At 63.7% G+C, this 17861-nt stretch carries 10 protein-coding genes; all 10 read left to right on the top strand.

The window, feature by feature from the left end; translation table 11 throughout:
* The first annotated feature begins 45 nt into the window (after window positions 1-45).
* On the top strand, window positions 46-885 hold the full coding sequence (locus AC07P1_RS01725; RefSeq protein ID WP_494694212.1) for a DUF2306 domain-containing protein: 840 nt from the start codon (window positions 46-48) through the stop codon (window positions 883-885).
* Between the two features lie 181 nt (window positions 886-1066).
* A complete protein-coding gene (locus AC07P1_RS01720; protein ID WP_494694211.1) occupies window positions 1067-2065 on the top strand; it encodes a LacI family DNA-binding transcriptional regulator in 999 nt (332 codons plus the stop codon).
* 123 nt (window positions 2066-2188) lie between these two features.
* The gene (locus AC07P1_RS01715; RefSeq protein WP_494694210.1) at window positions 2189-5041 is read left to right on the top strand and encodes a TonB-dependent receptor; all 2853 of its coding nucleotides are present in this window, start codon (window positions 2189-2191) and stop codon (window positions 5039-5041) included.
* Window positions 5042-5055: 14 nt separating this feature from the next.
* Window positions 5056-6528: a glucoamylase family protein gene (locus tag AC07P1_RS01710; protein WP_494694209.1), complete on the top strand. Its 1473-nt coding sequence runs from the start codon at window positions 5056-5058 to the stop codon at window positions 6526-6528.
* A gap of 8 nt (window positions 6529-6536) precedes the next feature.
* Entirely contained in the window at window positions 6537-7811 is a 1275-nt protein-coding gene (locus AC07P1_RS01705) for a sugar ABC transporter substrate-binding protein (RefSeq protein ID WP_494694208.1), read from the top strand.
* On the top strand, window positions 7808-8683 hold the full coding sequence (locus AC07P1_RS01700; RefSeq protein WP_494694207.1) for a carbohydrate ABC transporter permease: 876 nt from the start codon (window positions 7808-7810) through the stop codon (window positions 8681-8683). Before AC07P1_RS01705 ends, AC07P1_RS01700 begins: the two co-directional genes overlap by 4 nt.
* Window positions 8680-9510 carry a carbohydrate ABC transporter permease gene (locus AC07P1_RS01695; RefSeq protein ID WP_494694206.1) on the top strand — a complete coding sequence of 277 codons (831 nt, stop codon included), beginning with the start codon at window positions 8680-8682 and terminating at the stop codon, window positions 9508-9510. Before AC07P1_RS01700 ends, AC07P1_RS01695 begins: the two co-directional genes overlap by 4 nt.
* On the top strand, window positions 9507-12671 hold the full coding sequence (locus AC07P1_RS01690) for a discoidin domain-containing protein (protein WP_494694205.1): 3165 nt from the start codon (window positions 9507-9509) through the stop codon (window positions 12669-12671). Before AC07P1_RS01695 ends, AC07P1_RS01690 begins: the two co-directional genes overlap by 4 nt.
* A gap of 24 nt (window positions 12672-12695) precedes the next feature.
* Window positions 12696-14057 (top strand): GH1 family beta-glucosidase, encoded by a 1362-nt coding sequence (locus AC07P1_RS01685; protein ID WP_494694204.1) that lies wholly within the window; start codon window positions 12696-12698, stop codon window positions 14055-14057.
* Between the two features lie 5 nt (window positions 14058-14062).
* Window positions 14063-17860 (top strand): GH36-type glycosyl hydrolase domain-containing protein, encoded by a 3798-nt coding sequence (locus tag AC07P1_RS01680; protein ID WP_494694203.1) that lies wholly within the window; start codon window positions 14063-14065, stop codon window positions 17858-17860.
* The last annotated feature ends 1 nt before the right edge of the window (window position 17861 follow it).

Below are 17861 nucleotides of genomic sequence, written 5' to 3'. Positions count from 1 at the left end.
AAGGCTGGCTATCTTGACGGCTACATAACAGCCGGGGAGCAAATCATGACATCCGCACTTTCCATCGATTCCACGCCATCGCGCGTGCGCACGACCGACGCCCGGGCGGCGCTCGCGCTGTCCGCCGCCGCGCGATTCTGGTTCGTCGCCACGCTGGCGGGGCAACTGGTATTCGCCGCGTACATCGTGTCGCTTTACGGCGGCGCCGCCGTCGACGGCAATTTGAATGGCTGGAACAAGGTCATGACGCACGGCTTCGTGCGCGCCGACCTGGCGGGAAATATCGTCACCGCCGTGCACCTGTTGCTGGCGGCGGTGATCATGGTCGGCGGAACGCTGCAGCTCATACCTCAATTGCGTGCACGCGCACCGTCCTTCCACCGCTGGAACGGGCGGGTCTACCTTGTCGGCGCCGTCGTGGCGGCGCTGAGCGGCTTGTACATGGTGTGGTTCCGGGGCGCCGTTGGCGACATGGTGCAGCACCTCGCCATCAGTCTGAACGCGGTGCTGGTCGTCGCCTGCGCCGGCATGGCGGTGCGGCGGGCGCTGTCGCGCGACTTCGCGGCACACCGGCGCTGGGCGCTGCGCCTGTTCCTGTGCGTGAGCGGCGTGTGGTTCTTTCGCGTCGGGTTGATGTTTTGGCTCGCCGTGAACGGCGGTCCGCCGGGCTTCGATATCCACACCTTCACCGGGCCTTTCCTGAGCTTCCTGGCGTTCGCCCAATATCTGTTGCCGCTGGCGGTGCTCGAACTTTATCTGCGCTGTGGCGCCGGCGGCGGGGCGGTCGCGCGGGGCGCCACAGCGCTGCTGCTGGTGGCGTTGACGGTGGCGATGGCGGTCGGCATCGCGGTGGCGACCGTGGGGATGTGGCTGCCACGAATGTGACGAACCTTCATTCTTTTCTTGTATGCCGGAATAGAAAAGTTGTGGAAAAGTCTTTACAGTGCGCGGCGAACGCGAGTAGACTTTTCAAAACACCAATGTAACCGGTTACATTCGCATCAAAGTAATCGGTTATATTTTTTAATGCCAATGTAACCGGTTACATTTCCTGAAAGCAGCAAGAATGGCGATAACGATCAAGGACGTGGCGCAAGAAGCCGGCGTGTCGGTGGCGTCGGTGTCGCGCGCGCTCAACGGCCACGCCAGCATCACCGACGACACCCGCAAGCACATCCTGGCGGTGGTCAAGCGGATGCGTTACATGCCGCACGTCGGCGCCCGCAGCCTGACCACCAGCTTCACCAACACCATCGGCGTGCTGCTGCCGGACCTGTACGGCGAGTTCTTCTCCGAGATCATTCGCGGCATCGACGTCGCCGCGCGCGCCCGTGGCCTGCATCTGATGGTATCGAGCCTGCACGGCGACGCCGACGAAGTGGCGCTGTCGATCCGCGCCATGCGCGGCCGCGTCGACGGCCTGCTGGTGATGTCGCCGCACGTGGACGCGGCGCTGCTGTCAGATAACCTGCCCGAGGATCTGCCGATCGTTTTGATGAGCACCGCCGCCGGCGGCGCGCAGTACGCCTCCATCTCGTTCGACAACTACAGCGGCTCCTATGCGATGGTGGCGCATCTGGTAGGGCAGGGCTACAGGCGCATCGCCTTCCTCGCCGGCCCGGCAGGTAACTTCGAGGCGCAGGAACGGCTGCGCGGCTATCACGCGGCATTGGCCGCGCTGGCCCCGCAGGCGGCCCCGCAAGTGTTCGAAGGCGACTTCTCCGAGGAGTCGGGGCAGTGCGTCGGCCAGGCGCTGGCGCTTGCGGCCGACCGCCCGGACGCGCTGTTCGCGGCCAACGACATGATGGCCATCGGCGCGCTGCTGGAGCTGCGCCAGCACGGCCTGGAGCTGCCGCGCGATATCGCGCTGGCCGGCTTCGATGATATTCGTATTGCGCGGTACGTCAGTCCGGCATTGACGACCGTTCGAGTCCCGATCGTCGATCTGGGTGTGCGGGCGTTGGAGCGCCTGCATGCCCAAATCGGGCAGCCCGGGAGCAAGCCCGCAATCGCGCAGACACTGCCCGCCGAGTTGGTGATACGCGCGTCGACCGGAGGTATCTGAATCATCCACTGAACCACGTAGGGTGGATTAGCGAAGCGTAATCCGCCAAACACCAGCGGCACCAGCAGCACCCGTTTGCCTAGTAGTACAACAAAAAAGTACACAAAAAAACAGGAGACAACCATGAACAACACCCTACGGCACACGCCGTCCCTACGCCTGTCCGCAATGACCGCAGCATTGGCCGCAGCACTGCTGACAGCCATTCCGGCGCACGCGCAACTGAGCAGCGCCACCATCCAGGGCCAGGTCACCAGCGGCACCGCGCCGTCGGCCGGCAGCGCCGTCACCGCCACCAACCAGTTGAACGGCTACGCCTACAACACCGTCACGCGCGCCGACGGCAGCTATGTGCTGACCGGCGTCGCCCCGGGCACCTACCAGATCAAGGTCGGCGATCAGAAGTCCGAACTGGTGACCGTCAGCGTCGGCCAGACCAGCCAGGTCAACCTGGCGTTGCAAGGCGGCGTGCAGCAAGTTGTGATCACCGGCTCGGCGTCGCGGCGCGACGTCGCTGGCTCCGAGGTCGGCACCTCCGTCTCGCGCGAACAGATCGAGAAGCTGCCGCAGGTCACCCGCAACTTCCTGTCCTTCGCCGATCTGGCGCCCGGTGTGCGCTTCAGTGTCGACAACAGCGGCAACGTCAAGCTGCAGTCCGGGTCGCAGAACCAGGACAACGTCAACGTTTTCATCGACGGCGTCAGCCAGAAGAACAACATCCTGCGCGGCGGCATTTCCGGCCTCGATACGAGCCGCGGCAATCCGTTCCCGCAATCTGCGATCGCCGAGTACAAGGTGATCGCGCAAAACTACAAGGCGGAATTCGACCAGGTGTCGAGCGCCGCGATCACCGCCATCACCAAGTCCGGCGGCAACGAGCTGCATGGTGACGCGTTCTGGGACCACACCGGCACCAATCTCACGGCCAAGGATCCGTTCCAGAAGGAGTCGGAAGAACGGGGTGTCGGTCGTCCGAAGTCGTCGCAGGATCAATACGGCATGACCTTGGGTGGCCCGATCAAGCAGGACGTCGCGCACTTCTTCCTGGCGTACGAGGGCAAGAAGATCGACAGCCCGCGCCAAGTGATCGCCCAGCGCACCGATCTGCTGCCCAACGCCGGCATCGTTCCATCGCTGCTGGGGCAGCAGGGCGCCGCCGTATCGAAATTCAAGGAAGACCTGTTCCTGCTGAAGGTGGACGCGCAGATCGCGAAGAACCAGCGCGTGGAGGCGACCGCGCGCATCCGGCGCGAGACCGACATGATTCCGGAGGACTTGAAACTGAGTGTGCCGGAAAACTCCGTCAACCGCAGCAACGACGAGGATCGGTTGGACTTCAAGCACGAATGGAGCAATGATAACTTCCTCAACGAGGCCCGCATCGGCTACGAGAAGTACACCTGGAACCCGCATTCGAACGCTACCACGCCCTACATCAAATACCAGGTCTCGCCCAGTAATACGGACAACAACGTCGTCGACGTGATCATCGTCGGCGGCTCACCGAACAACCAATTCCGCGAGCAGAGCGGCCTGCTGTTCCAGGACGACCTGACCTACACCGGCAAGAGCGGGCATACGATGAAGGCCGGCTTCAAGGTCAAGCACATCACCTACGATTTGTCTGGTACTGCGCGCGTTGTCGATCAACGCTATGAACGCATCGACACTGTCACCGGTCTGGCAAGCCTTATCCGCGTCGATCCGGCGATACCCGCCAGTGGTGTGAATTTCTCCAACAACCAGTACGGTGTCTACTTGCAGGACGACTGGCAGGCCAGCGAAAAGCTCTTGCTTAATCTCGGCATGCGTTATGACTATGAAGACAATATGCTGAACGACAGCTATGCGACGCCCGCCGACCGCGTGGCGCTGTTCGGCCAGCAGGACCCGAGGGATGGCGCTCCCGCAGGTCAGACCTACGCGCAGTCTTTGGCCAAGGGCGGTATCAATATCGCCGACTACATCAGCACCGGCAATAGCCGCAAGGCATTCAAGAAGGCGTTCGCGCCGCGCCTTGGACTTTCATACGACGTCAAAGGCGATCGCGCCTCGGTGTTGTTTGCCGGCTGGGGCAGGGCGTATGACCGTACCATCGCCAACCACGCCCTGGATGAAGCGCAAAAAAACGCGCAATCCAAAGGTGAAATCTGGATGATCAAGAACGATCACGAGATGGCGTACACCGACCAGTGGAGCTTTGGGTTGCGTCAGGCGCTCGGTATTTGGAACGGGGAGGCGGGTTACACCAACTCGCGCAGCCGCAACCAGTTCAACTGGTTTGGCGGCAATCGCGATCCACAAGGAGGCTGGGGCAACGCCAGCCCGATCGATCCGTTTTGGGGATCGGTATCTGGTTACAGCACGCTGATATTGGGCGACTTTATTTCACAGGCCAAGACCGAGTCGGCGTACCTGAAGATGGATAAACCCTATAGCAAGTCATCGACATGGAGCCTGGGCGCGACCTACACCTACAGCCGGGGCGAGACCACCAACAAGGAGTGGACCAACGATATCTTCAACTGGACCCATGGACGCTATGCCAACGCCTGGAATCCATCGACCGACGTTGAACGTCACCGCCTGGTGGTGGCCGGCGTATCCGATGGCTGGCTGCCGTGGGGCTTGATGTTGTCCGGGAAGGTGACCGTGGGTTCGGGCCTGCCTTACCGCATGACCGATTGCTCGAACGGCTTCAATCAATGTGTTTCCGCCAAAGGCGATGGCGACGCCTTCCACCAGGTGGATGTCGGCCTGTCTAAGGAGGTCGGGTTCCGCTTCGGCCGCGTGTCGCTGCGTGCCGACGTGCTCAATCTGTTCAACAGCATCAACTACGGCGGCTACGATGGCTGGGTCGGCGGTCCGGGCAATCCGCAGAACCGTCTTGGTGGCGACAACAGTAACCTCGGCAAGCCGAATTCGATGGGCGGCCAAATGCGCACCTTGAAGTTCAGCGCGCGCTACGCGTTCTGAGGGGGCTCGTGTTCATGACCGCATTTTCCAAGCCCCGAGTCCTGCACGCCGCCGCCAGCCTTGCGATCGCCGTTTCCGCTCTGTTCGCAGGCGCCGGCGGCGCGCAGGCGCGCGATGCCGCGCTGCCGCCGATGTTCGACGATCTGCAGCGCCGCACCTTCGACTTTTTCTGGGAAACCGCCAATCCGGCCAACGGCCTGGTACCGGACCGGTATCCGACGCCGTCGTTCTCCAGCGTGGCGGCGGTCGGCTTCGGGCTAACCGCCTATCCGATCGGCGTCGAGCGCGGCTACGTCACGCGCCAGCAGGCGCGCGACCGCGTGCTGGCCACCTTGCGCTTCTTCCGCAACGCGCCCCAGGGCGACGCCAAAGGCACGTCCACCAGCGGCTACAAAGGTTTCTTCTATCATTTCCTCGATATGAAGACGGGCCTGCGGCACGACAAGGTCGAATTGTCGACCGTCGATACGGCGCTGTTCCTGGCCGGCGCGCTGTTCTGCCAGTCGTATTTCGACGGTGACGACCCGGCCGAGAAGGAGATCCGCAAACTGGCCGCCGAGATCTACGAGCGGGTCGACTGGACCTGGGCGCAGGCGCGCAAGCCTTCGATCGCGCTGGGCTGGCATCCTGAATCCGGCTTCATCCCCTACGATTGGAAAGGCTACAACGAGGCGATGCTGGTCTACGTGCTGGCGCTCGGATCGCCCACCCATCCGGTGCAACCGGATGCCTGGAAAGCCTGGACCAGCACCTACGCGAACAGTCTGGAAGGCAAGGGCGACAAAGAGTACCTCGCCTATCCATCGCTGTTCATCCACCAGTACAGCCACGTATGGATCGACTTCCGTGGCATCCGCGACGAGTACATGGGCAAGCGAGGATACGACTATTTCGAGAACAGCCGCCGCGCCACCTATGCGCAACAGGCTTACGCGATCGACAATCCGCTGCGCTGCAAAGGCTATGGCGCCAATGTCTGGGGCATCACCGCCAGCGACGGCCCGGTGGATAAGACACTCGATTATGGCGGCATCAAGCTGCCATTCCGCACCTACACGGCGCGCGGCATCGGTGGCCTGAAACACTACGACGATTGCACGCTGGCGCCGACGGCAGCAGCATCCTCGCTGCCGTTCGCGCCGGAGATCGTTGTGCCGGCCGTGCTGGAAATGAAGAAGCGCTACGGCGACTGGATCTATGGCCGCTACGGCTTCCTGGATGCCTTCAATCCAAGCTTCGACTACGATATCCCCGTCTCGCAGGGGCGCACGATCAAGGGCAAGGGTTGGGTCGACAATGACTATCTCGGCATCGACCAGGGGCCGATTCTCGCCATGACGGAAAACTATCGCAACGATTTCGTCTGGCGCGTGATGCGCGGCCACCCGGTGATCCGGCGGGGTCTGGAACGCGCGGGCTTCACAGGTGGCTGGTTGCGGCAACCGGAGAAGGTCAAACCGGCGGCAGAGATGGCGCCCGCCCAATGATACGAGGGTTGTCACTGCGCAGGCGCTTTTCGCGCGCGATGTTGCTGTTGCTGGCCTGCGGCCTGCTGACATCGTGCGCGCCGCGCAAGGAGCAGGGCGTGGTGCTGAAGTTCTGGGCCATGGGGCGCGAGGGCGAGGTGGTTACCGCGCTGATGCCGGAGTTCGAACGCACCCACCCCGGCGTGCGGGTCGAAGTCCAGCAACTGCCGTGGACCGCCGCGCACGAGAAGCTGTTGACCGCGTTCGCCGGCGACGTCATGCCCGACATTTTCCAGCTCGGGAATACGTGGGTGCCGGAGTTCGCGGTGCTCGGCGCGTTGCTGCCGCTCGATGCGCAAGTCGCCGCCTCGAAGCTGGTGACGCCGGCCGACTACTTTCCCGGCATCTGGGATACCAACATCGTCGACGGCAAGCTGTGGGGGGCGCCGTGGTATATCGACACCCGCGTGCTGTTTTATCGGCGCGACATGCTGGCGCGCGCCGGTTACGCCAAGCCGCCACAAACTTGGGGCGAGTGGATGAAGGCGATGAACGCCATCAAGCGCCGCGTGGGCCCGGACAACTACGCGATCCTGCTGCCGAGCGACGAGTTCGAGCCCCTGCTGGCATTGGCCCTGCAGAACGACGAGCCTTTGCTGCGTGACGGCGGCCGCTATGGCAATTTCCGCAGCGCCGGTTTCCGCCGCAGCTTGCAGCTATACGCCGACATGTACGCGCAGAAGCTGGCGCCGATGAACCGCATCACCAACGTCTATCACGAATTCGGCATGGGCTACGTGTCTTTCTACATATCCGGTCCCTGGAACATGGGCGAGTTCAAACGCCGTCTGCCGGCCGATCAGCAGGAGCACTGGATGACGGCGATCTTGCCCGGACCTTCCGGTCCGGCTGCCTCGATCGCCGGCGGTTCCAGTCTGGTGCTGTCGGCGTCCTCCAAACATCCGCGCGAGGCGTGGCAGTTGATCGAGTACCTGTCCCGCACCGATACGGCCGCACGCTTCCATGAACTGACAGGCGATCTGCCGCCGCGCCGCAGCAACTGGAGCGCGCCCCGCCTTGCCAACGATGTCTATGCCCAGGCGTTTCGTCAGCAATTCGAGCGTGTGAAGCCGGCGCCCAAGGTGCCCGAGTGGGAACGCATCGCCACCGAAATGCGGCTGGTCGCCGAACGCGTGACACACGGCGAGCTGACGGTGGACCAGGCGGTGGTGGCGCTGGACGCGAAGGCCGACCATATCCTGGAAAAGCGCCGCTGGATGCTGGCGCGGAAGGAGGGGCGATGAGCTCGCGCCGCGCCGCTTGGTGCTTTGCCGGCCCCGCGCTGTTGGTCATCGGCGTGTTCTTCTTTCTGCCGGTGCTGGCCGCGCTGGCGATGAGCCTTACCGACTTCGATATCTACGCGCTGGCGAATCTGGACAACCTGCGCTTCGTCGGACTGCGCAACTACGCCGAGCTGCTGCAAACGCCGCTGTTCTGGCAGGCGCTGGGCAATACGCTGTACTTCGTCGTCGTTGGCGTGCCGCTGTCGATCGCCGCCTCGCTTGGCGCGGCGTTGCTGCTGAATTCCCGGCTAACCTGGTTCAAGGGGCTGTTCCGCACGGCCTTCTTCGCGCCGGTGGTGACGTCGCTGGTGGCGGTGGCGGTGATCTGGCGCTACCTGCTGCACACACGCTACGGCATGATCAATCACGGCCTCGATCAACTAGGCATATCCCCGGTGGATTGGCTGAACGATCCCGATTGGGCGATGCCCGCGATTATCCTGTTCGCGGTCTGGAAGAACTTCGGCTACAACATGATCATCTTCCTCGCCGGCCTGCAAAGCATCCCGGACGATCTGTATGAGGCGGCGGGACTGGACGGCGCCGGCGTATGGGGTCAGTTCCGCTTCATCACCTGGCCGATGCTCGGGCCGACGATGCTGATGGTGAGTATCCTGAGCATGTCCGGCTACTTCCAGCTGTTCGCCGAACCGTATGTGATGACGCAGGGCGGACCGGTGCAGAGCACCGTCAGTGTGCTGTATTTCATGTACGAGCAGGGCTTCAAATGGTGGAACCTGGGCGCGGCGTCGGCGGTGGCCTTCATTTTGTTCGCGATCATGTTCGGCGTCACTTTGCTGCAACTGCGCTTTGCCAAAGGAGCGGACGCATGACCGCCTTCTCCTGGAAACCGCGCGCGCTGGCGCTCAACGCTGTGATGCTGATCGCCGGCGCGCTGACATTATTTCCGCTGCTATGGATGCTGTCGGTGTCGCTGATGGAGCCCGGCGAATCGAGCGCGTTCCCGCTGCCGCTGGTGCCGCGTGCCGCGACGCTGCACAACTATCGGGAGCTGTTCAGTCATGCCGGCATCGGCCGGTATCTGCTCAATAGTTTGCTGCTGTCGTGTGCCGCGACGGTGTTGTCGCTGCTGTTTAACGTCAGCGCCGGATACGCTTTCGCCAAGCTGCGGTTCCGGGGACGCGACCGGATCTTCAAGGTCATGCTCGGCGCGCTGGTGATACCGAGCCAGGTGGCGATGTTGCCGCTGTTCCTGTTGCTGAAGTATCTGGGCCTGGTCAATACCTATGGCGCGGTGCTGGTGCCGGCGATGGCAGGAATTTTCGGCATCTTCCTTGTGCGGCAATACGCGCTGACGATACCGGATGCGCTGCTGGAGGCGGCGCGCATGGACGGCGCCAGCGAATTTCGCATCTTCCGCGTCATCGTGCTGCCGCTGCTTACGCCGATCCTGGTCACGCTGGGTATCTTCACCTTCCTCGGCACTTGGAACGACTTTATGTGGCCGTTGATCGTGCTGACCGATAAAGACCTTTACACCTTGCCGGTGGCATTGGCGTCGCTGTCGCGCGAACACGTTCAGGATAACGAGTTGATGATGGCCGGCTCGGTGCTGACCATTCTGCCGGTGCTGCTGCTGTTCCTTGGCTTGCAGCGGTACTACATCCAGGGCCTGCTGGTGGGGAGCGTAAAAGGATGAGGCTCATACACATGCTCGCTGCGGGCCTGGTCGCCGCGCTGATGGCGGCGGCTATCGCTGCGGAGCCGACCCGCGTGCTCGATGATTTTTCGTCCGTCGACACGTGGCAGGCGCAGGCCTCGGATGGCGTGCAATCCGCCGCCACCGCCGCCGATGGAGGCTTGCGGCTGGATTTCGATTTCGCCGGCAAAGGTGGTTACGCGTTTGTGCGTCGCGCAATGCCGCTGGACCTGCCTGAGAACTATGAGATTTCGTTCTACGTGCGCGCCGACGCTCCGGTGAATCATTTCGAGTTCAAGCTGACCGACGCCAGTGGCGACAATGTCTGGTGGTTCCCGCAGCAGAACTACACGTTCCCGAAAGCGTGGCAACTGGTGCGTATCAAGAAGCGCCAGGTGTTGTTCGCGTGGGGACCGACGAAGGACCGCGTACTCAAACATGCGGACCGCATCGAGTTCGTCGTCAGCGCCGGCAGCGGCGGCGGCAAAGGTTCCATCTACCTCAAACAACTGACGATTCGTGCGCTGCCACCGGTACCGGATGTCTGGCCGAAGCCGGTCGCGCAGGCGTCGTCCCACCTGCCTGGTGGAGCGGCCGCGCTGGCGGTCGATGGCGATGCGGGTACGGCATGGGTTGGCAAGAACAGTAAGGGTAAAACCCAGCGGCTGACCATCGATCTTGGCGCGGAGCGGGAGTTCGGCGGCCTTCTGCTGCACTGGCAGGACCGTCGCTACGCCAGCAACTACGATATCGAACTGTCGTCCGACGGCAGACAATGGCGGATGGCACGGCGTGTCGTCGCGGGCAATGGCGGCGACGATCCGCTACGCCTGGCGGAGTCCGAAGCGCGCTATATCCGGCTGGTGCTACGCGATGGGCCGTCGTCGGCCTACGCGCTGGCGGAAGTCGATCTGAAGGATCTAGCCTGGGGCGCGACAGCGAACCAGTTCATCGAAGGCGTGGCGCGCGGCGCCCAACGTGGATTGTATCCACGGGGCTTCTCGGGTCAACAGTCTTATTGGACGCTGGTTGGCGTCGATGGCGGCGGCGATCACAGCGCGCTCATTTCCGAGGATGGCGCGTTGGAGTCGAAGCAAGGCGGCTTTTCGGTCGAACCCTTTGTGCGCGACGGAGGCCGGCTGGTTACTTGGGCCGATGTGAAAGTCAGCCAGAGTTTGCGGGACGGGTATTTGCCGGTACCAGCGGTATCGTGGCGCCATCCCGATTGGACGATGTCCGTCACCGCAGCCGCAGACGGCACGCCGGCTTCATCGCGATTGCTGGCGAAGTATGAGCTGAAAAATCTTGGCGCGACCGCGCGGCGCATGCAGTTGGTTCTGGCGGTGCGACCGTTCCAGGTCAACGCGCCGCGCCAGTTCCTCAATACGCCGGGTGGTTTCAGCGCCATTCAAGACCTGCGGTGGGACGGCAAGGCGATCACGGTCAATGGGGATGGCAAGATCTATCCTGTGCAGGCTCCCTCCGGCGTGGCGCTGTCGTCGTTCGACGGTGGCATGCTGCCCGGCGCCCATCGTGGACAATCCAGCACGCATAGCCTGCATGACGAAACAGGCATGGCTTCGGCGGCAATGACTTACGACGTGATGCTGCCGCCGTATGGCAGCGTTGCCATCGGCGCCGTGCTGCCGATGGCGGGCGGATCGGCGATGAGCGATATTCCTTCCTCCGGCCAGGACGCCGCCGCGTGGCTATCGGGCCGGCAGGATGCCGTATCGGCGGAGTGGCGCGACAAGCTGAATCGGGTCACGCTGAAGGTGCCCGGGGCGGGGCAGCATATGGCCGACACATTGCGCTCGTCGCTGGCGCACATGCTCATGACGCGCGAGGGCGCATCGCTGCAACCCGGCACGCGGTCCTACCGGCGCTCCTGGATACGCGATGGCGCGATGATGTCGGAGGCGCTGTTGCGACTCGGCCAGGCCGATATCGCCGCCGATTACCTGCGATGGTACGCGCCGTACCAGTTCGATAACGGCAAAGTGCCGTGCTGCGTCGATCGCCGTGGCGCCGATCCGGTGCCGGAGAACGATAGCCACGGCCAGTTGATCTTCCTGGCGGCGGAACTATATCGCTACACGCAGGACAAGACCGCGCTTGCCGACGCCTGGCCGCGCATCGACGCCGCCGCGCGGTATATGGAGACCTTGCGCCAGTCCGAGCGTGTCGAGGCAAACCGCATGCCGGAGCGCCGCGCTTTCTATGGCCTGATGCCGGCCTCGATCAGCCACGAGGGATATTCGGAAAAGCCCATGCATTCGTATTGGGATGACTTCTGGGCCATGCGCGGCTACAAGGACGCGGTCCATATCGCGGCGGCGCTCGGGAAGACCGATGACGAGCGGCGCCTGGCGGGGGCGCGTGACGAGTTCCGGCACGACCTCTACGCATCGTTGGATGCCGCAACAGCGGTCCACGGCATTGACTACATTCCTGGCGCGGCGGAACTGGGCGACTTTGATCCCACCTCGTCGACGATTGCGCTGACGCCCGGCGGCGAGCAGCAGTTCCTGCCACCGGCGATGCTGAAGGCTACCTACGACAAGTATTGGGATTTCTTCCTGGCCCGCCGCGACGGCCGCAAGGCTTGGGAAGACTACACGCCGTATGAACTGCGCAATGTGAGCGCCTTCGTGCGCCTGGGCTGGCGGGAACGCGCGGCCCAATTGCTGGACTACTTCTACGCCGACCAGCGTCCCGCCAAATGGAACCAGTGGGCCGAAGTCGTCGGCCGCGATATGCGCCAGCCTCGATTCGTGGGCGACATGCCGCATGGGTGGATATCGTCCGACTATATCCGCGCGGCGCTCGATTCGTTCGCTTACGAAAGGGAGGCGGATCAGGCATTGCTGCTGGCGGAAGGCGTGCCGTTGGATTGGCTGCGCGGAGAAGGCATCGGCCTTCACGGCTTGCGTACGCCGTATGGTCCGCTCAGCTACAAGCTGGCTGCCGTCGATGGTTCGCTGTCGCTGCACGTGGAGGCGATGCGGCGCACTCCGCCCGGAGGCGTGGTCTTCACCTGGCCGTGGGACACGGCGCCCGGGGCGGCCACGCTGAACGGCAAGCCGGTGACATGGCAAAACCGGCAGATCAGGATCGATAGCCTGCCGGCGGTACTGAAAATTAATGGCGCACCGCTATAACTTCGAGATCACAAGGATCATCAAATGAGTAAATCCATCCAGTTTCCCAGCGACTTCCTGTGGGGTAGCGCGACGTCGGCGTATCAGATCGAAGGTTCGCCGCTGGCCGACGGCGCTGGTCCGAGCATCTGGCAGCGATTCTGCGCGGTGCCGGGCAATGTGCGCGACGGCGACAACGGCGACGTCGCCTGCGACCATTACAACCGCTACAAGGAGGATGTCGCCCTGATGGTGAAGCTGGGGCTGAAAGCCTATCGTTTCAGCGTGTCGTGGAGCCGCGTCCTGCCGCAAGGGCGCGGCGCCGTGAATCAGGCGGGCCTGGATTTTTACAGCCGCCTGATCGACGAGCTGCTCGCCAACGGTATCGAGCCTATGCTCACGCTGTACCACTGGGATTTGCCCGCCGCGCTGGACGACAGGGGCGGCTGGCTCAATCCGGACATCGCCGACTGGTTCACCGACTATGCGCGGATTTTGTTCAAAGCCTTTGACGGCAGGATCAAGTCGTGGGCCACGCTCAACGAGCCGTGGGTGGTCACCGACGGCGGCTACATGCATGGCACCCTGGCGCCGGGGCATCGCAGCGTGCACGAGGCGGCGCTGGCCAGCCATAACCTGATGCGCGCGCACGGCAGCGCCGTCAAGGCCTATCGGGAGATGGGAAGGCATCAAATAGGCATCGTGGTCAATATCGAACCTAAATATCCCGCCAGCCAGTCGCAGGCCGATCTCGATGCCACCCGGCGCGCCGACGCCTACATGAACCGCCAGTACCTCGATCCGATCTTCCTGGGCGCCTACCCCCAGGAACTCAAGCAGATGTTCGGCGACGCCTGGCCGGACTGGCCCGCCGCCGACTTCGAGTTGATCGGCCAGAAGCTGGATTTCGTCGGCATCAACTACTACACCCGCAGCGTGGTGCGCGATGAACCCTCCAACTGGCCGCTGAAAGTGGCGCCGGTCCGCCAGACCCAGGCGACCTACACGGAGACGGGATGGGAGGTGTTCCCGCAGGGGCTGACGGATACGCTGGTCAACTTCAAACGCCTGTACGGCGACACGCCGCTGTATGTGATGGAAAACGGTTCGGCGTTTTACGATCCGCCGCAGGCCGAGGGAGGGCGGGTGCACGATCCGCTGCGCGTCGATTGCCTGCGCAAGAATATGGGCGCCATCAGCGCGGCGCTGGAAGCGGGCGTCGACCTGCGGGGCTACATGGTATGGTCGCTACTGGACAATCTGGAGTGGTCGCTGGGCTTTTCCAAACGCTTCGGCATCATCCACGTTAACTTTGAAACGCAGCAGCGCACACTGAAAGACAGCGCCATGCTGTACGCCGATATCGTCGCCAGCAATGGCGCGTGCCTCAATCAAATAGCCGGATAAGCATCATGAATAATCGTTTAGAAAACACCTTTGCGCGTGAAACGCGGCTGCTCTCCAACGGCAGCTTCACCACGTTGATCACCGGCGCCGGCATGGGTTTCAGCCAGGTCGGCGACATGGCCCTGTCGCGCTGGAGCGGCGACCGCGTCGAGGACGGCGAGGGCTATTTTGTCTATCTGCGCGACACCGTCAGCGGCGAGGTCTGGTCGCTGGGCTTGCAGCCTGGCGGGCCGGGGGACGCGGTCAGAACCTCCGGCGGCGAGGCTGGCAGCTTCTGGATTGGCGTCTCGGCGCACGGCATCGCGGCGCATATGGAGATCGCCGTCGATCCCGCGCGGGGCCTCGAACTGCGCAGCGTGGTGCTCAAGAACACCGGCTCTACCGAACGCCATATCGAGGTGACCAGCTATCTGGAGGTGGTGTTGAATCGACAAGCGGATGAAGCTTCTCATCCGGCTTTCTCCAAATTGTTTGTGCAGACCGAGCATGACGCCGCCACAGGCGCCTTGCTGGCACGGCGCAGACCGCGAGGCGAGGGCGATGCGGCGCTGTGGATGGTGCACGCCGCCGCCGGTGGCGACGCCGCCGGCTTCGAGACCGATCGCACGCGCTTTATAGGACGCGGACGCGCGCTGCGCTCGCCGGCCGGAATGGACGGAGAACTTTCCGGCACGGCCGGAAATGTGCTCGATCCGGCATTCAGCTTGCGCCGGGCGGTGACGCTGGCGCCTGGCGCGCACACCAGCGTGGCATTTATCCTGGGCGCGGCGGACAGTCGCGAGCACGCGCTCGCGTTAGCCGGCGGCCTGGACCCGGCGGATCGTGCGCCGATCAATGCCGCCCGCGCCGCCCAGCAGGCGCTGGAGCAGCGACTGGGTTTGAGTTCGGACGAGGCGACTTATTTGCAGCGCTTGGCGGGGGCGATGCTGTATGGCGAGTCGGCGGTGCGCGCACCGCGCCATACAGCGCGTGAGGTCGAAGCTTCCGCCGATATCGCTTCCGTTGTTTCTTCCTACGCTCTTCCGGCCGGGCCGTTGGCCGTCCTGTGGGTCGATGGCGCCGACGATGCCAACGCCCGTTTGATGCTGCGTGCCCGCGCTTATTGGGCCGCGCACGGCTTCAAGGTCGACCTCTTACTGCTGGATGGTGACGGCTCTTACAAGGATGTGGAAGGCGTCCATGTGCGCAAACCGGAAAAGTTCAAAAAGCAGGATCTCGCCTTGATCGAAATGACCGCGCTGTTGGTTGTTCGCGGCCGAATGCCGGTGCTGGATGTCGACGTCGGCGCCGCCGCCCAGCCGCCTGCCATGCGCACTGCGCAAGCGGATGGACCTGCGACGGTGCCCGGCCGCGCCGTGCTGCATCACTTCAATGGCTATGGCGGGTTTACCGATGCCGGCGACGAGTATGTGATCCGCATGGACTGGAACGCGGCCGATGGACTGCGCCGCCCGCCGCTGGCCTGGACCAACGCGATATCGAACGAGGGATTCGGCTTTTTGGTCAGCGAAAGTGGCGCGGGCTACACCTGGAGCCGCAACAGCCGCGTACACCGGTTGACGCCATGGTCCAACGATCCGATACGCGATCCGCACGGCGAGGCGCTGTATCTGCGCGACGAGGACACTGGCCAGTACTGGTCACCGGTGCCCGGTCCGGCCCCGGCGCGCGCGGGATACGAGGCTGCCCATGGATTCGGCTACACACGCTTCAATCATTTTAGCCATGGGCTGGAGCAGGAGACCGTGATGTTCGTGCCGCGCCATGATCCGGTCAAGATCGTGCGTGTGCGGGTGACCAACCACGACGCGGTTGCGCGCCGCCTGTCGCTGTTCTCTTACCAGCGACTGGTGTTGGGAGGTACGCCGGCCGAGAGCAGCCGGTTCGTCATCACCGAGCGGGATGCCTCGGGAACGCTGCTGGCGACCAATCCACTCGCGGGCCAGTTCGCGGACGGCGTCACGTTTGCCGCCGCTTTGCCGGGTGATGGAGCGGCGGTGCATCACAGCGCCGATCGCGAAGCCTTCATCGGCCAACACGGCGACCTTGCCAAGCCTGCCGCGCTGGCTGGCGCACAATTGAACGGCGCGACAGGCGCCGGCCTCGATCCCTGCGCGGCGTTCCAGACGACGCATGACCTGGCGCCGGGCGCCACGCTGGAATGGATTGTGCTGCTGGGCGAAACGCAGGAGCGCGCGACGGCGCTGGAACTGGTGCGGCGCTATGCAGCTCCAGGAGCGGTTCAGCAGGCGCTCGAAGAAATCACCGCCTTCTGGCGCGACATCGTCGGCGCCGTGCAGGTGCGCACGCCGGTGCCCGCCATCGATTTGATGCAGAACGGCTGGCTGGCCTACCAGAACCTCAGCTGCCGCATTTGGGGACGCTCGGCGTTCTACCAATCCGGCGGCGCATTGGGCTATCGCGACCAGTTGCAGGATTCGAGCGCGATGATTTACGCGCGTCCGGACTTGACGCGTCAGCAGATCCGCATCCACGCGGCGCACCAGTTTGTCGAAGGCGATGTGCTGCACTGGTGGCATACCGCGCCGCTTGAACGCGGACTACGCACGCGTTTCTCCGATGACCTGCTTTGGCTACCGTACGTCACCGCCTTCTATGTCAAGACCACCGGCGACTGGAGCGTGCTCGATGAAGTCGAACCGTTCCTGACGGCGCCGTTGCTGGAGGAGGGCGAGGACGAGGTTTATCTGAAACCGTCGTTGTCGGGCGAAAGCGCCGTCGTCTACGAGCATTGCTGCCGCGCGCTGGACCGCTCGCTGACCCAGGGCGCGCACGGCCTGCCGCTGATGGGCACCGGCGACTGGAACGACGGCATGAACCGCGTCGGCCGCGAAGGACGCGGCGAAAGCGTATGGATGGGCTTTTTCCTGTCGCGCATCATCAAGGATTTCCTGCCGATCTGCGAGCGGCGCGGCGATACCGCGCGCGTCGCGATCTACAGCGCATATCACGATCATCTGGACCATGCGCTGAACGATGGCGGCTGGGATGGCGAATGGTATCGCCGCGCCTATTACGACAACGGCGCCGTCATCGGCTCCAAGGACAGCGACGAATGCCAGATCGATGCGCTGGCGCAGGCGTGGGCCGTGATCTCCGAGGCGGCGCCGCCGGAACGGGCGGCACAGGCGCTCGACGCGCTGGAGCAACGGCTGGTGTCCGAACAGGATGGCCTGATACGGCTGCTGACACCTGCTTTCGTCAACACGCCCAACGATCCTGGTTACATCAAGGGCTACGTGGCGGGCGTGCGGGAGAACGGCGGCCAGTACACCCATGCGGCATGCTGGGTGGTGCGGGCGATGGCCGAAGCGGGACGCCGCGACCGCGCCGCACCGCTGCTGGAGATGCTTAGTCCGGTGACCCATGCGCGCGACATGGCGGCGGTGGCCGTTTATCAGGTGGAGCCGTATGTCATCGCGGCCGATGTTTACGGCGAGGCGCCGCATGTGGGGCGCGGCGGCTGGACCTGGTACACGGGATCGTCCGGCTGGATGTACCGGGTGGGGCTGGAGTCGGTGCTGGGCTTCAGGATCGAGGACGGCGACACCATCGTGATGGCGCCGCGCATCCCGGACGACTGGCCGGAGTTCAGCATCCGCCACCGGTTGCCCGATGGCGGCGGCAGCTACGAAATCAAGGTACTCAATCCCGGGCGTAGCGCCAAGGACGTCGTATCGGTTACCCTTGACGGCACGGCGCTCGCGGCCGACGACGGCGTGGCGCGCATTCCGCTGCTGCGCGATGGCGCGGTCCATCGCGTCGAACTGGTGTTGGGTTGAG

This window comes from Duganella sp. GW821-FHT07F09 (assembly GCF_059418705.1).
This window is presented reverse-complemented; position numbering and strand designations above follow the sequence as displayed.